Source organism: Streptomyces sp. NPDC051976, from assembly GCF_040680795.1.
In the GTDB taxonomy this organism is placed as follows: domain Bacteria; phylum Actinomycetota; class Actinomycetes; order Streptomycetales; family Streptomycetaceae; genus Actinacidiphila.
In genome coordinates this window covers 14586-32857 of record NZ_JBFAXL010000025.1, presented here as the reverse complement: position 1 = coordinate 32857, position 18272 = coordinate 14586, and the positions used below count along the sequence as shown (strand labels likewise).

Annotated in this window: 23 protein-coding genes; 4 read left to right on the top strand and 19 right to left on the bottom strand. The window is 72.3% G+C overall.

All coding sequences use genetic code 11. The features are described 5' to 3' along the window. Positions 1 to 5: 5 nt before the first annotated feature. Positions 6 to 731, bottom strand: coding sequence for an HAD-IA family hydrolase (locus AB0M29_RS23875; protein ID WP_365385738.1), 726 nt, complete (start codon positions 729 to 731; stop codon positions 6 to 8). Continuing rightward, positions 728 to 1630 (bottom strand): winged helix-turn-helix domain-containing protein, encoded by a 903-nt coding sequence (locus tag AB0M29_RS23870; protein WP_365385736.1) that lies wholly within the window; start codon positions 1628 to 1630, stop codon positions 728 to 730. Before AB0M29_RS23870 ends, AB0M29_RS23875 begins: the two co-directional genes overlap by 4 nt. 240 nt (positions 1631 to 1870) lie before the next feature. On the opposite strand from AB0M29_RS23870, the gene AB0M29_RS23865 reads away from it, so the two are divergent. Beyond that, complete coding sequence (locus tag AB0M29_RS23865) at positions 1871 to 2038, top strand: hypothetical protein (protein ID WP_365385734.1); 168 nt, start codon at positions 1871 to 1873, stop codon at positions 2036 to 2038. 29 nt (positions 2039 to 2067) lie between these two features. Here AB0M29_RS23865 and AB0M29_RS23860 read toward each other — a convergent pair whose 3' ends face one another. Both AB0M29_RS23860 and AB0M29_RS23855 read right to left on the bottom strand, forming a co-directional pair. Next, positions 2068 to 3324 carry a GNAT family N-acetyltransferase gene (locus AB0M29_RS23860; protein WP_365385733.1) on the bottom strand — a complete coding sequence of 419 codons (1257 nt, stop codon included), beginning with the start codon at positions 3322 to 3324 and terminating at the stop codon, positions 2068 to 2070. A gap of 776 nt (positions 3325 to 4100) precedes the next feature. After that, entirely contained in the window at positions 4101 to 4667 is a 567-nt protein-coding gene (locus tag AB0M29_RS23855) for an ABC transporter substrate-binding protein (RefSeq protein ID WP_365385731.1), read from the bottom strand. Positions 4668 to 4990: 323 nt separating this feature from the next. On the opposite strand from AB0M29_RS23855, the gene dtd reads away from it, so the two are divergent. Then, positions 4991 to 5416 (top strand): D-aminoacyl-tRNA deacylase, encoded by a 426-nt coding sequence (gene dtd, locus AB0M29_RS23850; protein WP_365385729.1) that lies wholly within the window; start codon positions 4991 to 4993, stop codon positions 5414 to 5416. A 9-nt stretch (positions 5417 to 5425) separates the two neighbouring features. Here the strand turns inward: dtd and AB0M29_RS23845 are convergent, their stop codons facing one another. From AB0M29_RS23845 to AB0M29_RS23815, 7 genes are all read right to left on the bottom strand, one after another. Beyond that, a complete protein-coding gene (locus tag AB0M29_RS23845; RefSeq protein WP_365385728.1) occupies positions 5426 to 6394 on the bottom strand; it encodes a folate-binding protein in 969 nt (322 codons plus the stop codon). A 62-nt stretch (positions 6395 to 6456) separates the two neighbouring features. Next, positions 6457 to 6912: a transcriptional repressor gene (locus tag AB0M29_RS23840; protein WP_365385726.1), complete on the bottom strand. Its 456-nt coding sequence runs from the start codon at positions 6910 to 6912 to the stop codon at positions 6457 to 6459. A 70-nt stretch (positions 6913 to 6982) separates the two neighbouring features. Continuing rightward, positions 6983 to 7546, bottom strand: coding sequence for an FABP family protein (locus tag AB0M29_RS23835; protein WP_365385724.1), 564 nt, complete (start codon positions 7544 to 7546; stop codon positions 6983 to 6985). Positions 7547 to 7792: 246 nt separating this feature from the next. After that, a complete protein-coding gene (locus AB0M29_RS23830) occupies positions 7793 to 8680 on the bottom strand; it encodes a hypothetical protein (protein ID WP_365385721.1) in 888 nt (295 codons plus the stop codon). Then, complete coding sequence (locus AB0M29_RS23825; protein WP_365385719.1) at positions 8680 to 9513, bottom strand: hypothetical protein; 834 nt, start codon at positions 9511 to 9513, stop codon at positions 8680 to 8682. Before AB0M29_RS23825 ends, AB0M29_RS23830 begins: the two co-directional genes overlap by 1 nt. Further along, positions 9510 to 10364, bottom strand: a complete 855-nt coding sequence (locus AB0M29_RS23820) for a hypothetical protein (protein WP_365385716.1) — start codon at positions 10362 to 10364, stop codon at positions 9510 to 9512. Before AB0M29_RS23820 ends, AB0M29_RS23825 begins: the two co-directional genes overlap by 4 nt. A 50-nt stretch (positions 10365 to 10414) precedes the next feature. Next, a complete protein-coding gene (locus AB0M29_RS23815) occupies positions 10415 to 11155 on the bottom strand; it encodes a hypothetical protein (RefSeq protein WP_365385714.1) in 741 nt (246 codons plus the stop codon). Positions 11156 to 11344: 189 nt separating this feature from the next. Here AB0M29_RS23815 and AB0M29_RS23810 point away from each other — a divergent pair, with 189 nt between their 5' ends. Next, positions 11345 to 11707 carry a DsrE family protein gene (locus tag AB0M29_RS23810; protein ID WP_365385712.1) on the top strand — a complete coding sequence of 121 codons (363 nt, stop codon included), beginning with the start codon at positions 11345 to 11347 and terminating at the stop codon, positions 11705 to 11707. Positions 11708 to 11735: 28 nt separating this feature from the next. Here the strand turns inward: AB0M29_RS23810 and AB0M29_RS23805 are convergent, their stop codons facing one another. The 8 genes from AB0M29_RS23805 to AB0M29_RS23770 all read right to left on the bottom strand — a co-directional run bounded on the left by AB0M29_RS23805 (position 11736) and on the right by AB0M29_RS23770 (position 17163). Next, complete coding sequence (locus tag AB0M29_RS23805) at positions 11736 to 11996, bottom strand: DUF3099 domain-containing protein (protein WP_365385710.1); 261 nt, start codon at positions 11994 to 11996, stop codon at positions 11736 to 11738. A 110-nt stretch (positions 11997 to 12106) separates the two neighbouring features. Further along, positions 12107 to 12397 (bottom strand): DUF1416 domain-containing protein, encoded by a 291-nt coding sequence (locus AB0M29_RS23800; RefSeq protein ID WP_069466740.1) that lies wholly within the window; start codon positions 12395 to 12397, stop codon positions 12107 to 12109. Positions 12398 to 12419: 22 nt separating this feature from the next. Beyond that, the gene (locus AB0M29_RS23795) at positions 12420 to 13262 is read right to left on the bottom strand and encodes a sulfurtransferase (protein WP_365385707.1); all 843 of its coding nucleotides are present in this window, start codon (positions 13260 to 13262) and stop codon (positions 12420 to 12422) included. 131 nt (positions 13263 to 13393) lie between these two features. Further along, positions 13394 to 13474 (bottom strand): putative leader peptide, encoded by an 81-nt coding sequence (locus AB0M29_RS23790; RefSeq protein WP_365385930.1) that lies wholly within the window; start codon positions 13472 to 13474, stop codon positions 13394 to 13396. 181 nt (positions 13475 to 13655) lie between these two features. Further along, positions 13656 to 14351 (bottom strand): DUF2993 domain-containing protein, encoded by a 696-nt coding sequence (locus AB0M29_RS23785; protein ID WP_365385705.1) that lies wholly within the window; start codon positions 14349 to 14351, stop codon positions 13656 to 13658. Positions 14352 to 14493: 142 nt separating this feature from the next. Then, positions 14494 to 15966 (bottom strand): hypothetical protein, encoded by a 1473-nt coding sequence (locus AB0M29_RS23780; protein WP_365385702.1) that lies wholly within the window; start codon positions 15964 to 15966, stop codon positions 14494 to 14496. A gap of 1 nt (position 15967) precedes the next feature. Continuing rightward, complete coding sequence (locus AB0M29_RS23775; protein ID WP_365385700.1) at positions 15968 to 16255, bottom strand: MoaD/ThiS family protein; 288 nt, start codon at positions 16253 to 16255, stop codon at positions 15968 to 15970. Between the two features lie 71 nt (positions 16256 to 16326). Continuing rightward, positions 16327 to 17163, bottom strand: a complete 837-nt coding sequence (locus tag AB0M29_RS23770; protein WP_365385929.1) for an alpha/beta fold hydrolase — start codon at positions 17161 to 17163, stop codon at positions 16327 to 16329. 262 nt (positions 17164 to 17425) lie between these two features. Here AB0M29_RS23770 and AB0M29_RS23765 point away from each other — a divergent pair, with 262 nt between their 5' ends. Further along, entirely contained in the window at positions 17426 to 18244 is an 819-nt protein-coding gene (locus AB0M29_RS23765) for a response regulator transcription factor (RefSeq protein WP_365385697.1), read from the top strand. Positions 18245 to 18272 lie beyond the last annotated feature (28 nt).

The window sequence follows — 18272 nt, the reverse complement described above, 5'->3', positions numbered from 1 at the left end:
GCCCGTCACCCGTTCGGTCGATCCAGGTGCTTGGCGGCGTCGACGAGGTCCTCCATGCCGACGACCACCAAGGGCCGGTCGACCTGGCGGCGCAGCCGCTCGGCCTTGTCCTCGCTGGTCGCGAAGCCCAGGAAGCCGATGCCCGCGGCGCGCGCCGCCGCCGCGTCGCGCGGGGAGTCGCCGATCATCAGGCAGTCCTCGCGGGCGACACCGACGGCCGCCACCGCCCGCAGCAGGCAGTCGGGGTGAGGCTTCATCAGGGTGGGGTGCTCGGTGCTGCGGCCGAATATCCACTCCCCGAAGTAGGTGTCGAGCTCATGGGACTTGAGGTAGGTGTCGACGGAGCCGGGCGAGTTGTTGGTGGTGATCGCGAGCAGCCTGCCGCTCTCGGCCACGGCCCTGACGAAGTCGTGGGCACCCGGGGTCGGTGTGGCGGACAGCGCCGCCTGCTCCTCCTCCTTGGCGAGGAACGACTCCATCTCGACGAACCCCTCGTGGGTGCCGAGGGCGCCCAGCAGCCCGTGCGGATCGGTGCTCGGCGCTCCCCCGCCGCCGGCCGCACGCACCCCCTGCTCCGCGAGACGGCGGTGCATACGCTCCGCGATCCCGTCCGCGGGAAGGCCGCCGAAGAGGTCGCAGACGGGGCCGTCGAAGTCCAGCAGCAGGCAGTGGGCGCGGTGGAGCAGGGCGTACAGGCCGTCGTGTCGCTGTCCGTTGTGCAATGGGGTCACTCGAAGAGTGTCAGCGGCTCCGCGATCGTTGACCAGAGCGAGTCGAACCAGCTCTGGGACTCGGTCACGAAGCGGGAGTCGCGGGAGTCGGGCGCCGACGGGTCGCCGCGGAAGGGGAAGAGGACGGCCCCCAGACCCAGCACGTCGTAGATCTCGTCCCGCTCGCCGCTGCCGAACATCACCTCGCGCTCGATCACTTCGTAGTAGCCGGACAGCGCTATGTCCTCGTTGATCAGATAGAGCTTCTGCAGCGGGGTGATCGGCACCGTCCGGAACTCGACGCTGACCGCGATGTCGCTTCTGACCTCGGACAACGCGGTCAGTGAGCTGCGCACCGCGATGGCGTGGCCGCGCACGAGCTGGCGCAGCCGGCGCAGCGGCCGGTCGTCCTCCGGGTCGGCGACGGTCCGCGGGATCGCGAGGTGCGCGTCGGGGCTGGGCAGCATGACCCGTACGGTGATCGACTCGGGGCTCAGCTCACCGCTGCGGATGCGCTGGATCGGCTCGTACAGCGCGGAGTTGAAGGTCTCGGTAGTGAGCGAGAACACATCGATGACGACTCGCGGTGCTTCGAACGCCTCCGCGATGTGGGTGCCGAGGGCGGTGTAGGCGGGTTCCGGCTCGTCGTACTGGGCGCGGGTGGTGCCGGTGCGCTCGCGCCACGGCAGGACCTCGGAGGGGCGGCCGCGCTGGTTGTCGATGTAGCCGCCGCGGCGCAGCTCCTTGAGCGCCCGCTGGATCGTCGGGCGGGAGACGGCGAAACGCTCTTCCAAGTCCGCCTGGGCCGGGATGCGTTGGCCGACGGCGAGGTGGCCGTCGAGGATCTCACCGCGGAGGACGTCAGCGATGTGTCGGTACGGCGGCGTGGAGCCGTTGGGCCCGGTCTCTTCCTCGTGCACAGGAGAAACGCTACAACTTCCGACCTGGCAAAGGTGCTTACCTGACGCAAGTTTATAGATCTCACTCAACTGGAAAACCATGAATGAGGGACCTCATTCAACTCGGGCGCCGCTCACCCGAGTTGAATGAGCCAAGCTTCACCCTCGCCGGGGGTCGCACATCCCGTCCAACGGCGTACGGGACGCATCGCAGCCACCCGCCTTCAGCAACCGCTCAGTGCCACGAAGGAGGGATCTGTCATGCTCACCATCACCTTGTGCACCTATGCCTTCGAGCAGATCGTGCAGTGGCGCTACGGCGCGGCCGGGGTCATCGCCCTCGGTCTCGTCAGCCTCGGCCACAAGGTCCGCAACACGACGTTCACCTGCATCGGACTCGCCGCGCTGGCACTGCTGCTCGCGCAGTGAGTCCGATCCGAGAAGCGCAGATGTCGGTATCAGAAGATGTCCGGGCACCACGGCCGGCGCGAGGTGCGGAACAGGGTGTCGGCGACCCTGGCCGCGCCTTCGTGGTGTTCGATGAGCCGGCCGAGGGCCGCCAGCCGGACCGGGGACTCGTCGCCGAGGTAGAGGCAGGCCAGGTCGGCGACGGAGAGGGAGAGGTCGGCCGGGTGGGTGGTGGGGTGGCAGGTCGCGGCGCCCGTGGCGTCCGTCTCCAGCAGGAAGCGGCCGCCCGCCAGGCCCGCGGGGTCGTCGACGTCGAGGACCAGGGTGGTCGGCCCGCCCGCGTAGGTGCGGGCGGCGAGGGCGGCCGGGGTGTCGAGGAGCCGCAGCCACATGAAGTCGGCGTGGGTCTCGGTCCGCGCGGCGCGCGGGTCGCCCAGCAGCAGCGGGAGGATGTCGTCGGGGGCGCGGTGGCCGGACTTCACCAGCGTCACCCAGTCCAGGGAGAGCAGGAAGCGCCACAGCGCGGTCTCGGCGGCGGGCGTGGCGGCGATCAGCTGCCGGACCGAGGCGTCGACCTTGGGCAGCTTGCCCGGCCAGGGATGGTCGACGGTGTCGTACGCGAGCAGGCCGTCGATCCGGCCGTCGGCGTCGCGGTAGACGGCGAAGAACGGTTCCTTCCACGGCTGGGTGGGAAACGACGTCTCGCCGGTGTGCAACGCCCACCAGTTGGGCTTGCGGTTGATGGCGCCCGGGTTCAGGGCGCGGACGCGGTCGTGCAGCTCGGGTCCGGCCTTCTGGACCTCGGCGATGGTGGCCAGGTCCACCCGGCCGCCGTCGGCCGGGCCCGACCAGCGCGGGTCGACGGCCGCCCGCGGCACGTCGATCTCCCAGTCGGTCACCCAGGTCGCCGGGCCGAAACCGTAGCGGCCGTAGATCGGGTACTCGGCGGCGATCAGGATGGAGACGGCCTCGCCGCGCTCCTTGGCGGCCGCCAGGTCGGCGGCCATCATGCGGCTGGCCAGACCGCGGCGGCGGTGCGTGGCGGTCACCGAGACGTTGGTGATGGCGGAGGCGGCGATCGCGGCCCCGCCGGGCACGGTGAGCTGCCGGGGCATGCTGCGGAAGGTGGCCACACAGCGGCCCTGGTCGAAGGCGCCCTGGGTCCGCGCCAGGTCGTACGCCGTCCTGCGCAGCGCGACCTCCTCGGCGGGCACCGAGGGGGCCATGTGAAAGCCGGTGTGCAACGCGCGCACCCAGTCGGCGACATCGGACTCGTCGAGATGGCGGATCTCAGGGCTGGAGCTCATGGCCGCACGCTACGCAGTACGGCCGCAGAGCCGCATCCGAATAACCGGCTACCGCCGGAAGCCACCCACGACCGCGCCCCCCGCCCCCGGGCCTGACGGCCCGACTCCCGCCGACGAGCGCCGACACCCAGCCGCGTCAGCGGGTCCGCCGCCCACGGCGACACGGGTCTGGGCCGCGCAGCGGCCGGTCGGTCGGTCGGCTCCGGACCCCGGCCCGGCCCGGCCCGGCCCGGCCAGATCGTCGACGGCCACCGACACCCAGCCAGGTCAGCGGGTACGCCGCCCACGGCCACGCGGGTCGCAGCCGGTCGGCTGGGGGTCCGGACCCCGGCCCCAGCGCGATCAAACCGTCGGCGAGCGCCGACACCCAGCCGCGTCAGCGGGTACGCCGCCCACGGCGACGCGAGTCTGGGCCGGTCAGCGGCCGGTCGGTCGGTCGGCTCCACCGCCCACGGCGACGCGGGTCTGGGTCGGTCGGTCGGTCGGCTCCGGACCCCGGCCCGGCCCGGCCCGGTCAGATCGTCGACGGCCACCGACACCCAGCCAGGTCAGCGGGTACGCCGCCCACGGCCACGCGGGTCGCAGCCGGTCGGCTGGGGGTCCGGACCCCGGCCCCAGCGCGATCAAACCGTCGTCGGCCGCCGACACCCAGCCGCGTCAGCGGGTCCGCCGCCCGCGGCGACGCGGGTCTGGGCCGCGCGGCGGCCCGTCGGCTGGGGGTCCGGGCCCCGCCCCCCCGGGTCAGTACGTCGGCGCCCCCGCCGGGAGGCGGGCCTTCAGTTGTCCGTGAGCAGGTCGTCGACGTGGGCCTCGCCCTCGCGGTAGCGGCGGGTGATTTCGGCGTTGCAGCCGTCGACGGTGATCTGGAGGGATTGGCGGCGGCGGGAGACCTGCTGTTCGTTGCGGACCATGCGGCCCATCGCGGCGGCGAGTTCGGGGTCGGTGCGGGCGTCGAGGTCGGACAGCTCCACCTCGGCGAGCATCTCCTCGGCGAGCGCGCGCACCCGCTCGGTCAGCGGGGTGCCGAGGGTGACATGGCGGGCCGAGGTGCGCACCCGTGACGGGTCGTCGGTGAGGATCTCGGAGAGGCGGTCCAGGACCGGCGCGTCCGGCACCGGGGCGTCCGGCGCGCTGCGGCGGCCCAACTCGGCCTGAAGGATGTCGATCCTGCCGTGCAGCATCCGGCGCAGATAGGAGAGGTCGGCCTCCTCCTGCTGGGCGTCCCGGCGCAGGGCGCGCAGCGCGCCGAGGTCGAGCGCGCCCAGATCCGGCGCGGGCGCGTCGGCCAGCGGGCCGCGAGGGGCGGGCGGGCGCAGCGGACCCAGTGCGTCGGCCTTCAGCATGCGGTGCCCCTTCGTGGTGGACGCCGTCGGTACGGCAGTGCCGGAAGTCTCTCCAGCGCCGGGTGTGGTCATGCGTGTGTCCCCTCCGTCGCGGCGCCCGCGTGAGGCGCCTCCGTCACGGCGCCTGCGCCGCTGGGTTCGCCGTCGGATTCGCCGCCAGGCTTCCGATGCTGCCACCTGCCACTCGCACCCCGCAGCGACTCTGCACCCGAACGGCCGTCGCAACTGGTGTGCGAGCCCGCCAACCAGGCGTACGCCCCGATTTCCCCCGGGCTCCCTCACCCGTGGGGGTGGCGCGCCACCCCGCACGCCACAATGAGCCTATGCGAGCGGTGGCCCAGCGGGTGAGCGAAGCGAAGGTCGTGGTGGACGGCGAGACCGTCGGTGCCATCACAGGACCGGGGTTGTGCGTCCTGGTCGGCGTGACCCACGACGACAGCAAGGAGAAGGCCGCCGCGCTGGCCCGCAAGCTGTGGACGCTGCGCATCCTGCCCGACGAGCAGTCCTGTTCGGACGTCAACGGGCCGCTGCTCGTGATCAGCCAGTTCACGCTTTACGGTGACGCCCGGAAGGGTCGCCGCCCCACCTGGAACGCCGCCGCCCCCGGCGACCTCGCCGAACCACTGGTCGACGAGGTCGTGGCACAGCTCAGGGCGCTCGGCGCGACCGTGGAGACGGGCCGCTTCGGCGCGAGCATGAAGGTCTCGCTGACGAACGAGGGCCCGTTCACGGTGGTCATCGACATGTGACCACCCTGCTTACGGGGCGACGACCGTCTCCTGCGAGGCCGCCGTGCTCTCGGCCAGCAGCACCGCGTCCTCCGGGGTGTTCCGCTTCACCAGGGCGAGCGCGATCGGGCCCAGTTCCCAGTGCCGGGCCGAGGACGTCACGAAGCCGACCGCGCGGCCGTCCTCGCCGTCGGCCGCCAGCCGTACCGGGGCGCCGTGCGCGGGCAGCCGTACCTCGCTGCCGTCCAGGTGCAGGAAGACCAGCCGCCGCGGCGGCCGCCCCAGGTTGTGCACCCGGGCCACCGTCTCCTGGCCGCGGTAGCAGCCCTTCTGCAGGTGCACCGCGCTCTCCAGCCAGCCCAGCTCGTGCGGGATCGTCCGGTGGTCGGTCTCCAGGCCGAGCCGCGGCCGGTGCGCCTCGATCCGCAGCGCCTCCAGGGCCAGCGAACCGATCGGCCGTCCGGCCGTCGCCGTCCACGACTCCAGCTCGGCACGGGGCACGAAGACGTCCCGGCCGTAGGGGGTCTCGCGGACCGCCCACCCGGACGGCACCTCGGCGATCGAACCGGCGGGCAGGTACACCACCGCGTACTGCTCGGAGGCGTCCGCGGTCTCCACCTGGTAGAAGAACTTCATGCTCTCCAGGTAGGCCAGCAGCTCGCCCTGGGTGCCGGGCTCGACATGGATCCAGGTCGTGGTGCCGTCGTCCACCAGGTACAGGGCGTGCTCGATGTGGCCGTGCGCGGAGAGGATCAGCGCCTCGGTGGCCTGCTGCGGCGGCAGGTTCTCCACGTGCTGGGTGAGCAGCAGGTGCAGCCACGACAGGCGTTGCGCGCCGGTGACGGTCACCACACCGCGGTGGGACAGGTCCACGAACCCGGTGCCGTCGGCCAGCGCGCGCTGTTCACGGAACAGGTCGCCGTAGTGCGCGGCGACGCCTTCGTCAGGGCCTTCTGCGGGGACAGCGCCGGGCAGCGACAGCAAAGGGCTCTTGGTCATGCCGTCAAGCGTACGACCCGCGGGCCCGGGCGCCATGACCGACCACGACCGACCACGACCGGCTAGGACTGCTCCGGCTGGTCCCGCTGCTCCCGCGCCGCCTTCCGGGCGCAGTCGCTGCAGCGGCCGAAGATCGCGAAGTGCTTCATGTCGGTCTCGAAGCCGAACTCCTCGCGCAACCCGTCCTTCAACGGCGCGGCCAGCTCCACCCGTGCCTCGGTGACCGCGTCGCAGTCCCGGCACACCAGGTGCATGTGGTGGTGCCGCTCGGCGAGGTGGTACGTGGGGGCGCCGTGGCCGAGGTGGGCGTGGCTGACCAGGCCCAGCTCCTCCAGCAGCTCCAGGGTGCGGTAGACGGTGGAGATGTTGACCCCGGAGGCGGTCTTGCGCACCTCGCCCAGGATGTCGTCGGGCGTGGCGTGCTCTAGGACGTCGACGGCCTCCAGGACAAGCTGCCGCTGCGGTGTCAGCCGGTAGCCGCGCTGCCGCAGATCGCTCTTCCAGTCGGTGGTCACCACACGGCCAGTGTATGGGTGCGACCCGAAAGTGGGCCTCCTCGAACAGCGGGCCCGCCCAGGGAGGAGCGGCCTACTTGAAGAAGGCGATGCCGTCGTCCGGCAGGTCCTTGAGGTCGGCGATCCACTCGCGCGGGTCCACGACCTTCTTCAGGTGCGCCGACATGTAGGCGCGCAGCGGCACCGACGGGGTGGCCTTCTCGCCAACCCACATCAGGTCGCTGTTCACATAGCCGTACAGCCGCTTGCCGCCGCTGTAGTCCGGCGCGACGGGCAGCCGGGCGACGGCGTCCGTCACCAGGTCGATCTGCGGCTTGCCGTCGGCCAGCTCGCCGGTCCAGATCTCCACGACACCCTCGTCACGGGTGGTGGTGACGTCGACCTTGCGGTCCTTGTCGATCCGCCAGTAGCCGCTCTCGCTCTCCAGCGGCCTGACCTTCTTGCCCTCGTCGTCCAGCACCCAGGTGTGCGAGGTGTACTCGAGGAACGGCCTGCCGTCGTGCGTGAAGGAGACCGCCTGCCCGAAGTTGCACTTCTCCGAGCCGGGGAAGTCGTGCACGCCCGCGCCCTCCCACCGGCCCAGCAGGAACGCCAGGGGTACGAGGTCGGGGTGCAGGTCCGACGGGATCTCGATCATGTCAGCGCTGGCCCTGGTAGAGCTTCTTCACCGCGTAGAACGCGAACGCGGCCACGCCCACACAGACGAGGACGAGCAGGGCGTCGTAGAAGTACTCAATTTGCACGGACGTGCTCCTCGGGCGGTGCTGCGGTCAGGGCCGCGCACAAGTCTAGTGGGCCCCCCGCCCCGGGGCGCGGCCAGGAGGCGTGACGTGCGGCTCAGCCCGGGCTCAGCGCCGACTCGGCTTCGGGCTCGGCCTCGGGCTCAGCCCAGCATCTGGGCCTGCAGCCGGACCGTCTGCCGGAACGGCACGGCGGGCGTCCCGCCGGCTCCCGGCTGCTTCCCCGACTGCATGACCAGCGCGACGGTGTCACCGGCCAGGATGTACGCGTACCGGGTCGCGGTGGCCCCGTACGGCGGGGTCTCGTCGTACGCGTACAGGCTGGCGCGGGTGGGCACCGAGGAGGACTGCACGCTTGTGTCGCGGTCGGACGCCTTGACGCCGGCCAGCGACTCGGTCTGCTCCGTGGAGGAGTAGGCGCTGGCATAGGCGTTGCTGAGGAACTGCACCAGGTAGATCTCGGTACGGGTGCCGTCCGGCATCGTCCAGGCGCGGCCCGCGATGTGGCGCACTCCTTCCTGCTCCATGCCGACCTGCGCGGCCGGGATGTCGCTCAGCGAGAACTTCTTGAGATACGCCGCCGTGGGCACCCAGCCCTTCACCCCCGGCAGCGCGGGGTCGTTCCGCGCCCCCTCGGGCAGGGGGAGCAGCAGCGACCGCATGTCGTTGTAGTGCACTCCCCCGATGTTCTTCGCCTCGTCCAGCGGCGCCGGCCGCCCGACGGGCAGCTTCGGCAGTGCCAGCGGCGGATACGTCCACCGCCCGTCGTCCGGCGTCCGCAGTCCTGGCAGCTTCGTGCGCTCCGGCTGCGTCACCGCGTACGCCGTCGCCCCGCCGAACGCGGCGAGGACGAGGAGGGCCGCGGTCCACCGCAGCGCGGCGCGCAGCAGGCGGCGCGGCCGGCGGGCATTCGCGACGGGCTCGGGCGCGACCTCGGACGCCGGCTCCGGCGCCACCTCGGGCTCGGGTGTCGTGTCGGCCGGGATGTCGGTGGTCGCGTCGGGCGCGACTTCTGTCGGGGTGTCGCTCATCAGACGGCCTCTCCCGGGTCCTGGATGCGGTCGAGCTGCTTGGCCAGCAGGTCGGCGGCCTCCTGCTTGTGGAGCGGGACGGTGCCCGCGACGGTCACGGTGACCATGAGGTCGCCCTCGGTGGCCTGGCACAGCATGGAGTCGAGCTCCTTGCCGGGGTCGATGGGCGGCAGGACGCAGGTGGCGTACGGGTGGCCCTTCACCTTCGGCCCGTTGCGGAAGACGCCGAGCGCCTTGGTCATCTCGGTGAAGTACGCGGTCCTGGCGTGGGCCGCGGCCTTGTTCCGCATCTGCACGATCGCGATGTCGATGATCAGGTCGTCCCCGGACCGGTAGGTACGCAGACCCGCGCCCTCGATGTGGAGCTGGGCGAGTGCCTTCTCGGCGTTCTTGCGGTTCTTCGACGTCATCCTGCCGAGGTCGGCCTTGACCATGGCGGTGGCCTGGGCGGCGTCCAGTTGGACGTCGTTTCCGTACCCCTCCTCGTCAGGACCGGGGCTGTAGTCCGTGGGGACCGGCAGCAGCAGCTTGCTCAGGCTGCCGTAGTGGGTGCCACCGGACGTCGCGCCGAAGGCCTTGGTCGCGGTCGGCGACGGCGGCGTCCACGGCGCGGCCGTGGCCGGTGCGGCGGCCGTGCCGTCCCCCTTGTGCTGGAGGACGGCGTACCCGATGCCGCCGCCCGCGGCCACGGCCAGCAGCGCACCGACGGCGATCAGCGCGGGTCCGCGCCGCGACCGTACGGGCGGCGTCTGCGGTGCGGGCCCGGAAGCGGGCGCGGGCTCCTCGACAGGGACGGACTCGTCCGTGGGAACGCTCTGGGGCTCGTCGGTCACAGCCGCTCCAGTTGCTGCTCGATGACGGTCATGACGGTCTTGGCCGTGATCGGGTGCTCCGAGTTCACGTCGACATCGACGAGGATGTTGCCGACCCTGGCCAGGGCTCGGCCGCTGTACGGGAGGAGGTCGTTCATCCCGCGGTCCGGATTGCCGGACCCCCACACCTGGCCGTCCACCGTGCCGGGGATGTGGACGCCGCTCACGTAGTCCGCGGAAGTGGTGGGATACGACTCCTGGTCCTGCAACCACCGCGAGGCATAGGCGTCCACCTGGTCGCGGAACTGCACCAGTTCGACGCCGACGACGGTCCGGCTCGTGGTGTTCACCCACGTGGCGAGGGCCGCGCGCCGGAAGTCGTTACCGGCGAGGCTGGTGAAGACGGCCTCGGGCTTCGTGAAGTCGCTCGCGTAGTCGGACAGCGTGAGCCACTTGCGTTCGGCCTCCTTCGTCCCCTTCGTCTTCGGTGTGGGCACGAGCAGCTTGAGCAGGTCGCCCTCGTAGACGGCCTCGCGGTCCTGCGCGACCGGCAGCGGCGCGAGGTCGGGTCCCGCCCCCTTGGGCCGCACCGGCTCGGGGCCGGTCAGCGGCGGTAGCGCGGTCGGCGGCCGGTCGTGCTGGATCTTGTACCCGACGCCGCCGCCCGCCAGCACGCCGACGACCGCAGCGACAGCCAGGATCAGCGCCGTCCGCCCCCGGCGGCGCGGCTTGCGCGGCGCGAGATCGGGCAGCGGCGGCACCGTGACGGATTCAGCGGACTCGACGGGCTCAGCGGCCTCGACGGACGCGCCGGGCTCGGCAGGCTCCGGCTCCGGCGGGAGCGGCTCCTGGGCAGGGGGTTCTTCGGACACGGGGTGACTCCACAGAGGTAGAAGAGCGGGAAGAGCGGTACGGCCAGCGGTCAGTGACCGGTCGTCAGGCGCCGGTGCTCGGCGTCCAGGAGACGCTGGAGCAGCGCGCGCGAAGGGGTCCCGCTGCCCGTGACGGTGAGAGTGAGGTGCACGTCGCCCTGGTACGAGACGGCCAGCACCGTGTCGGTGCTCTCGGCCGAACCGGACGCGAGGTGGTAGGCGCGGGCCGGGTAGCCGCCCGTCAGGGAGATCTTCTTGCCCTCGTAGTAGTGCGACGCGTAGTAGGCGGCGGCCTTGGCCGGGCTACCGAAACGGGCCAGCCGGATCGTCACCTCCGCCTCGCCGCCGGCCGTCAGATAGGTCCGGTAGGCGCCGCCGCGGAAGCCGTACGTGGTGAGCGCGCGCCGGGACGCGGCCGGGTCAGCGGCGCCGGAGGCGATGTCGTCGCGGGTGAGCGGCGAACCGGCGGGGTCGCCGTACACATCGGCGTCCTTGGGCGCGGGAAGCAGGAAGAAGCGCAGGTCACCGCTGTGGACGCCATCCCGCACGATGCCGGCGGCGGGCGCGGCGGTCGTGGCGGAATCGCTTACGGACGTGGAGGGCACCGTCGTCGTGGTGGTGGACGCGGCCGACGGCGAGGTGGCCGTCGGCGCCGGGGCGGCGGCGTGCGTGCGGTCGGGCGAGGAGCCGAGGGCGACCACCGCTCCGGCCGTCAGGGCGACAAGGGCGACCAGGCCGCCCGCCGCCGCGAAGACCCTGCCTCGGGCACGGCGGTGCCCCACGTCGTCCATGTCCACAAGAGCCCCCCCGGGCGTTCACGCGTGTGATCACGCGACTCGCATTATGTCCAGGCGACACAGCGCGCTCACAACTGAATATGCCGTTCCGTGCGTGACATCTGACACAGTTGGGGCAGGTGGGGCCGCCGACAGGGAAGGCCGACGGCGCCTCCGCGCCCGGGCCGGCCCTACGCTGGCCGCATGGCGAAGAAGCTCGTGATCAAGGTGACGGCGGGTGCGGACGCGCCCGAGCGGTGTTCGCAGGCGTTCACGGTGGCGGCTGTGGCGGTGGCCAGCGGGGTGGAGGTGTCGCTCTGGCTGACCGGGGAGTCGGCGTGGTTCGCGCTGCCGGGGCGGGCGGCGGAGTTCGAGCTGCCGCACGCGGCGCCGCTGCCCGACCTGATCGACTCGGTGCTCGCGGCCGGGGCGATCACCCTGTGCTCGCAGTGCGCGGCCCGCCGGGAGATCGGCGAGAAGGACGTGATCGAGGGGGTGCGGATCGCGGGCGCCCAGCTTTTCGTGGCCGAGATCATGCCGGAGGGCGTGCAGGCGCTGGTGTACTGAGCGGCCCGGACGGGGGTTAGGCGTACGGCTAGGGCTTGCGGTCCTTGCCGTCCAGCTCGTCCCACCACTCGTCGGACTGCTTGTCGCCCGAGGGCTCGTCCCACCAGCGGTCCTCGGGGCCGCGGCGGTTCGCCACGATCGCGGCGACCGGCGGGATCACCATCGCCACCAGGCACATTCCGATGGCGGCGGGCACCGACCAGATGCGCACGACAGCCCACGCCAGGACGAAGAGCACCACGCAGGTGCCCATCATGGCGAAGTACCAGTGACGGCGTCGCGCGTACACACTTCAACGGTACGTCCGCCGGGCCGACCTGGACAGACGAGCGGAGGGCCGCACCCCCTTGCGCGGGGTGCGGCCCTCCGTCGTACACGGGTCCCGACGTCGGGTGGACGTCAGACGGCGATGGCGACCTCGGCCGCCGCGCCCTGCTGGGCCACGACGGTACGGTCCACCGTGGCGCCCGGGACGAGCGCGCGCAGCGTCCAGGTGCCGGGCGCCGCGAAGAAGCGGAACTGCCCGGTCGCCGAGGTCGGGACCTCGGCGGTGAACTCGCCGCCGCCGTCCAGCAGCCGCACGTAGCCGCTGACCGGCTCGCCGTCACGGGTCACGGAACCCTGGATGATCGTCTCGTTCGCCACGTCAACTCCTGCAAGATCGGGCCCGCCGGCCTTGGCTCCACACATGTCTGTCTGTCCTATCCGGGGGTCAGTTGGCGCCGAGCTCGATCGGGACACCGACGAGCGAGCCGTACTCGGTCCAGGAGCCGTCGTAGTTCTTGACGTTGGCCTGGCCGAGCAGCTCGTGCAGCACGAACCAGGTGAGCGCGGAACGCTCACCGATACGGCAGTAGGCGATGGTGTCCTTCGCGAGGTCGACCTGCTCCTCGGCGTAGAGCGCCTTGAGCTCGTCGTCGGACTTGAAGGTGCCGTCGTCGTTGGCGTTCTTCGACCACGGGATGTTGCGCGCGCTCGGCACGTGGCCGGGGCGCTGGGACTGCTCCTGCGGGAGGTGGGCCGGGGCGAGCAGCTTGCCGGAGAACTCGTCGGGCGAGCGCACGTCGACCAGGTTGAGGTTGCCGATGGCGGCGGTCACGTCGTCGCGGAAGGCGCGGATCGAGGTGTCCTGGGCCTTCGCCTTGTAGTCGGTGGCGGGGCGCTCGGGGACCTTGTCGCCGTCCACGAGGTCGCGGGAGTCCAGCTCCCACTTCTTGCGGCCGCCGTCGAGCAGCTTGACGCTGTCGTGGCCGTAGAGCTTGAAGTACCAGTAGGCGTAGGAGGCGAACCAGTTGTTGTTGCCGCCGTAGAGGACGACCGTGTCGTCGTTGGCGATGCCCTTGGCCGACAGCAGCGCCTCGAAACCGGCCTGGTCGACGAAGTCGCGGCGGACCGGGTCCTGCAGGTCCTTCTTCCAGTCGATGCGGACGGCGTTCTTGATGTGGTTCTTGTCGTAGGCCGAGGTGTCCTCGTCCACCTCGACGACGACCACCTTCGGGTCGTCGATCCGGGCCTCGACCCAGTCGGCGTCCACCAGGACGTCACTGCGGCTCATGTGTTCTCCTCCGGGGCAGTACGGATGTGCGGTTGCGCGACGGAGCGCGGGGAATCGCCTGGTAGGCAGGGGGAGGCAGGCTGCACCGGGGGCCATCGACGGCCGGCATCGGCACGGGGGAGCTGCCGCCCCTAGAGCATGCGACAGAGCATGGCGGCGACGCGGCACAGGTCGACTGCCCGCCGCTTCGTGAGATCCGCCTGTCGCTTCATGGTCCCGATCGTAGGGAAATGAACCCGTAGGTGTCACCGCCGTGTCATATACCGAGACAAGATTGTCCGATTGCTGGGATACGACAGGTCACAGGCCACCCGGCCGTGATGGCGGGTGGCCGTGGGGTGACCGGGATACGGGGTCCGGCGGCCTCGCGACTGAGGTTCGGACGCCGCCGTCTCAGTTGGCGAGAACGACGTTCTTGCCGCTGGCCGCCACCGAGATGCCGTCGGGGGTGGTGGTCACCGAGGTGAGGCCGATTCCGGCCGGGAGGTGGTTGAGCTGGACGGTGAAGTCGATCTGCCGCCGTACCTCGTTCTCCAGGCCCAGCGCGGTGATGGCGGTCGGCAGCTTGTCCGCGTGCAGCGCGATCTTGTCGTCGCCCTTGACGCGCACCTCGCTGAGCACGCTGAGCTTGGCGCCGTGCCAGGTGCCGGTCAGCTTCACGCGGGACGTGCCGTCGGCCGCCGGGCCCGCGGAGGAGATCGCCAGCCAGCTCGGCGCGGCCTTGGTCAGGTCCGCGTACGTGATGAAGGCCAGCCCGTCGGCGCTGTCCGCGACGGCCCGGCGGTAGCTGTCGGAGAGCTTCACGCCGTGCAGGTCGGCGTGGAAGTTCTCGATCCTGACGGTCTGGTCGCCGTCGCCCGCCGCGATGTCGTTGGCGGTGACCTTGACCTCGTCGAGCTTGCCGAAGGCGGCCTGGGTGAGGAACGGGAAGCCCTCGATGGAGACCTTGGGCTTGCTGCTGAGGCCCTCGGAGATCTTGGCCTGGTTCGCGGCCCTGTTCTCGGCCACCGAGACGGCGATCCGGTCCGCCGCGATGAACAGCCCGCCGAGGATCACCACGACGATCAGAACTATTCGCGCCACTCGCATGCGTACGTACTCCCCGGATCGTCGTGTGCTCGGCCGTCGTCCACCCAGCTCCGGGTACCCAGCTCCGAGCGGCTCTCCCCTCCCCACCTGACGGCGGGGCGGCCCGTGTGGTTCCCGGGCCGCCGTCCGGCGGGGGGTGGTGTCATCCGGCCAGGGCGCGTCCCAGGGCGTAGACGACGGGGGCGGCGGCGGTCAGCGGCAGGGCCACGCCCGCGGTGAAGTGGACGAAGCGCGACGGGAAGTCGTAGCTGGCCACGCGCAGGCCGATCAGTGCGGCCGCGCCGCAGGCCAGCGCCAGCAGGGCGCCGTGCCCGGCGCCGAAGCCGGTGGCCGGTCCGGAGGCGAGGCCGGTGCCCGCGGCGGCCAGCAGAGCGGCGCCGATCGAGACGGCCGCGCCCGGCAGCGGCAGGGCGCGGACCAGGGCGGCGGCCGCGACCGCGAGGGTCCCGACGACGACGGGGTCGGTGCCCGCGGACGAGGTCGCGGTGGCGAGATAGCCCGCGGCGAGCACGGTGAGCAGGGTGGACGCGGAGGTCGCCGTCAGGGACGACATGCGTTCGTCGGCGGAGCCGTGGTGGCGCAGCTGCAGCACCAGGACGAGCACCAGCCAGACGCCGAGGGTGCCGACCAGGGCGGCGGGGCCGTGGTCGCCGTCGACCGCGAGCAGCGCGATGTCGGCGGTCACGCCGCCGAGGAAGGCCAGCAGGATGCCCTGCCGGGCGGGCCACATGCCGTTGAGCCGGAACCATCCGGCCGCGGTCACCGCCTGCAGCGCCACCAGGAACAGCGCGAGCCCCGGCTTGCCGACGGCCGCCCCGCCCGCCATCAGCAGCCCGAGCGCGGCGGTCAGCGCCGCGGGCTGGATGCCCGGCGCGATGATCGGCGACCCGCTGCGGGGCGCCGCCACCGGCGCCTCGACCACCGGCATGGCGGCGGTCCGCTCCGTCTCCCGATACGGCTGCGGCTGCGGCCACTCGCCCGCCTGCGCGTGCTGCGGCTGCGGCTGCGGCTCCCACGCCCCGTCCGACCACGCGTCCCCGGCCGCCGGAGGCCCGAACGCCGCCGCCGGATCCACATGCGGCGGCATCGGCCCAGCCAACGGCTCCGGCACATACGCCTGCGGCGCCTGCCCCTGCTGCCCAGCCCCGCCGCCCCCTCCCCCGTACCCGTACTGCCCATCGACCCCAAAGCCCGAGCCATGCCCCGCCGCGTAGCCGGACTGGCCAGGGGCGGCGTAGCCGTCACCGCCCGGCGCAAAGCCGGACTGACCACCAGCCGCGAAGCTGTCGCCACCCGACGCGAAGCCGGACTGACCAGAGGCCGCGTAGCCGTCGCCACCCGACGCGAAGCTGTCGCCGCCCGGCTGCGGGCCGGGACCACCGCCCGACGCGAAGCCGTCACCCGGCCGCAGGCCCGAGCCGTCACCGCCCGGCCGGAGGCCCGAGCCCCCACCCGACGCGAAACCGTCGAAGCCCGACGCGTAGCCGTCGCCGCCCGGCCGGAGGCCGGAACCTGCGGGGTCCGCCCCGTGCGCGGGGCGGCGGTGTCTGGGGGTGGCGGGGGCGTTGTCGGGGGTGGCCGGCGGGTAGCCGTCTTCTTCGTAGTGGTTGGTCATGTCACCCTCCCGCGAACGGCGGGAGGACTTCCACCGTGCCGCCGTCGGCCAGTGCGACCGTGTTGTGGTCCCGGGTGCCGACGGGGGCGCCGTCGACGAGGAAGGAGCAGCGCAGCAGGACGCGTGCGAACTCCGGCTGGGCCGCGTGCTGTTCGCGTGCGGCGGTGAGCGCCTCGGCGAGGGTCGCCCCGCGGTACGGCTCCTCGGCCGTGCCGGCGGCGGCCTTCGCGGCGGCCCAGTAGCGGATCGTGCCCGCCACCGGGCGCGTGCCCGTGTCGGGTGCGGCCATCACGGCTCCGTCCTTCGTGTTCCAGCTGCGCGTCAGGCGCGCCGTTCGGCGTCCATCATGGCCTGTCGGCGTCACGACGCGGCAACGCCGCCCGTCAGCCAGCCGCCGATCCGCCGCAGCAGCGCGGCGTCCGCCGCGTTCTCGGCGTGTCCGAAACCACGCTCGATCCACAGCTCGGCCCCGTCCGCGCCCGCGGCGGCGGCCAGCGAGTGCGGGTGGTCGAGCGGGAAGTACGGATCCTGGTCGCCGTGCACGATCAGCAGCGGCGTCGGCGCGATCAGCGGCACCGACTCGACCGGCGAGCGCGGCACCGGGTCCCAGTCGGCGGCCCGGATCCGGGTGCCGAAGCCGAACCGCGACACCAGCCGCCCCGTGGGCCGCGTCACCGCCCAGTGCACCCGCCGCATGGGCGGCGTGCCCCGGTAGTACCAGCGGGCGGGCGAGCTGACCGACACCACCGCGTCGACGCCCGGCGCCGCCACGGCGCCGACCGGCCCGTCGGCGCCCGCGGCGTACCGCAGCACCACCGAGCCGCCCATCGAGAAGCCGACGGCGGCCACCTGGGGGTAGCCCAGCGCGCGGGCCCAGCCGACGGCCGCGGCGAGGTCGAGCACCTCCAGGTCGCCGACCGTGGAGTGGCCGCCGGAGGCCCCGTGGCCGCGGAAGGAGAAGGTCACGACACCGCCGAACCGGCTGAAGACCTCGGCGGCGCGCCGCACCGCGGGCCGCTCCAGCGCACCCGTGAAGCCGTGCGCGACGACGATCGCCCACGGTGAGCCGACTTCCGCGGCGTACCCGGCCGCGGGCCGGTGCTCGGCGGCGATCGGCACCCCGTCCGACGTCAGCAACGTCGTCAACGAGGCCGCCGCGCGACCACTCGAAGTGATCGGCGAAACACACGAACGCATGTCCTCGGCCTCGGCAGGGCTCTCCATGTGGGCTATTCTTCCCTGAACGAGGATCCGGGCAATGTCGCCCCCGGGTCCTTTCGTGCTTTCCGGCACGAGTCGTGCCCCCGGGCACGAGATACGTCCTCGCAGGGACCGAGGAGGGTTTCGCAATGAGTGAGCTGAGCCAGTGCGGTGTGCTCGACTGCCACCCGTACGAAGCCGCGCACCCCGCAGTGCGCGCGTCACGACGAGACGTCCGGACGACCGACGGGAGAAGCCGGTGAGCTCACTCCTCCTGCTGACCAACGCACTCCAGCCGTCCACCGAGGTACTGCCCGCGCTCGGGCTGCTGCTGCACAGCGTCCGCGTGGCGCCCGCCGAGGGCCCCGCCCTGGTGGACACGCCCGGCGCCGACGTGATCCTGATCGACGGGCGGCGTGACCTCCCGCAGGTCCGCAGCCTGTGCCAGCTGCTGCGCTCGACCGGGCCCGGCTGCCCGCTGATGCTGGTCGTCACGGAGGGCGGGCTCGCCGCGGTCACCGCGGACTGGGGCATCGACGACGTGCTGCTCGACACCGCGGGGCCCGCGGAGGTGGAGGCCCGGCTGCGGCTCGCGATGGGACGCCAGCAGATCACGATGGACGACAGCCCGATGGAGATCCGCAACGGCGACCTGTCGGTCGACGAGGCCACGTACAGCGCGAAGCTCAAGGGCCGGGTGCTCGACCTGACCTTCAAGGAGTTCGAGCTGCTCAAGTACCTCGCGCAGCACCCCGGCCGGGTCTTCACCCGCGCCCAGCTCCTGCAGGAGGTGTGGGGCTACGACTACTTCGGCGGCACCCGCACGGTGGACGTGCACGTACGGCGGCTGCGCGCCAAGCTCGGCGTCGAGCACGAGTCGCTGATCGGCACCGTACGCAATGTCGGCTACCGCTTCGTGACGCCCGAGAAGGTCGAGCGGGCCGCCGAGGAGGCCGCCAGGAGCGAGGCCGCGCAGGGCCGCGGGGCGCAGCGTACGGAGCAGGTCGACGGCAGTCGGGACGACCGCTCGGCCGAGAGCGCTTCCGAGCACCGGAAGTCAGCTCAGCACACCGTATGACGAATCGGGTGACGGCCGGATAGACACG